Source organism: Bartonella sp. CL63NXGY, assembly GCF_042194905.1.
Lineage (GTDB): Bacteria > Pseudomonadota > Alphaproteobacteria > Rhizobiales > Rhizobiaceae > Bartonella.
The window spans coordinates 1-561 of the sequence record NZ_JBHINK010000153.1; the positions used below are offsets into that span (position 1 = coordinate 1).

The 561-nt window shown below is 46.2% G+C and carries 1 pseudogene; it reads right to left on the bottom strand.

What is annotated here, in order from left to right:
* Window positions 1–109 precede the first annotated feature (109 nt).
* Window positions 110–561 (bottom strand): annotated as a pseudogene (locus ACFIK0_RS09855) (phage tail protein); the annotation flags it as partial.

A 561-nucleotide genomic window follows, 5' to 3' on the forward strand; every position in this document is an offset into this window, starting at 1 on the left:
TTCACCACTTTGAATAAAGGGACGCGTGCCATAAAAGACAACGCTTTGTTGTTCCTCTTTGCCGCGAGATCTGTCAATTGCAAAGGGTAAACCACTTTCATGCTTCATATTAAAACCTCAATAAAATCTTGAATTGTTCGCGAACATCGGCACGCAAAGGAATATTAATGGGTGTTTTGAGTATCTCTACACCACCATTTAGTTCATTGGCATCACACCAAAGCTTGCCCAGGGGGATATCAAGGGGGACATCTTGTTTGGGAATGCCGTGAACGAGAATGGAAACAAAAGCTGCTTGTTTCCCGTCAACATCATGAAAATCTGTGCGTGCTGCCAGAAAAAGCGCCGTGCCCATCGAGGAGGGCTGGAATCTGCCGCCACAATGGCTGTACACACCATCCAAAGCTTGTTCGACAGGCGCTACAGCATAGCATCTGCGATACCCAATCACGCTATTTTGGCTGTCTCTTAACACGAGATAAAGCGTGCGGTTGCTAAACCACTCTGCCATGAGTATATCGCGTTCATGTTTTTTGACCGAACACCACGGAAAATTTGCCA